Origin of the sequence: Rhodococcus sp. NPDC057014, assembly GCF_042673295.1 — a bacterium.
GTDB lineage: Bacteria > Actinomycetota > Actinomycetes > Mycobacteriales > Mycobacteriaceae > Rhodococcus_F.
The window spans coordinates 1-1,115 of the sequence record NZ_JBHUSF010000392.1 but is presented as its reverse complement, the minus strand read 5'-3'; the positions used below and the strand labels follow the sequence as shown (position 1 = coordinate 1,115).

The window sequence follows — 1,115 nt, the reverse complement described above, 5'->3', positions numbered from 1 at the left end:
GGCCTCAACCGCGGCGATCTGACCGAGGAGCTGACCAAGAACGGTCAGTCGTTCACCCGCCGGCTGAACCCGGACCGCACCTACACCGCCCCCGACGGCACCGACCTCACGTTGCATGGGCGGTCGCTGCTGTTCGTCCGCAACGTCGGCCATTTGATGACCACCCCGGCGATCCTGCACGGCGATGGCACCGAAATCCCCGAGGGCATCCTCGACGCCCTGCTCACCTCCCTGTGCGCCATCCACGGCCTGTCCGTGTCGGAGGCGTCGGGGCCACTGGTCAACTCCCGCACCGGGTCGATCTACATCGTCAAACCCAAACAGCACGGCCCCGACGAGGTCGCGTTCACCACCGAACTGTTCGGCCGCGTCGAACAGGTCCTGAACCTGCCCGCCAACACGCTCAAGGTCGGGATCATGGACGAGGAGCGGCGCACCACCGTCAACCTCGCCGCCTGCATCCACCAGGCCGCCGAGCGGGTGGTGTTCATCAACACCGGGTTCCTCGACCGCACCGGCGACGAGATCCACACCTCGATGGAGGCCGGGCCGATGATCCGCAAGGCCGCCATGAAACAGCAGACCTGGATCACCGCCTACGAGGACTGGAACGTCGATGTCGGCCTGGCCGCCGGCCTGCAAGGGCGGGCGCAGATCGGCAAGGGCATGTGGGCGATGACCGAACTGATGGCCGAGATGCTCGAGCAGAAGATCGGCCACCCGAAGGCCGGCGCGAACACCGCGTGGGTGCCGTCCCCGACCGGGGCCACCCTGCACGCCACCCACTACCACCAGGTCGACGTGTTCGCCGTCCAGGACCGGTTGAAGGGGGCCCCGCGGGCCACCCTCGAGCAGATCCTCACCATCCCCCTCGCCGAGAACACCGACTGGACCGACGAGCAGAAGCAGCAGGAACTCGACAACAACTGCCAGTCCATCCTCGGGTACGTGGTCCGGTGGATCGACGCCGGCGTCGGCTGCTCCAAGGTCCCCGACATCCACGACGTCGCCCTGATGGAGGACCGCGCCACCCTCCGCATCTCCTCCCAGCTGCTGGCGAACTGGATCCGGCACGACGTGGTCACCGCCGACCAGGTCGTCGCCTCGCTGCAACG

At 67.6% G+C, this 1,115-nt stretch carries 1 protein-coding gene; it reads left to right on the top strand.

The genetic code is table 11. The annotated features are described in order from the left end of the window. A partial coding sequence (locus ACFTZB_RS40550; protein WP_378440815.1) for a malate synthase G occupies positions 1 to 1,115 on the top strand: 1,115 nt, incomplete at both ends.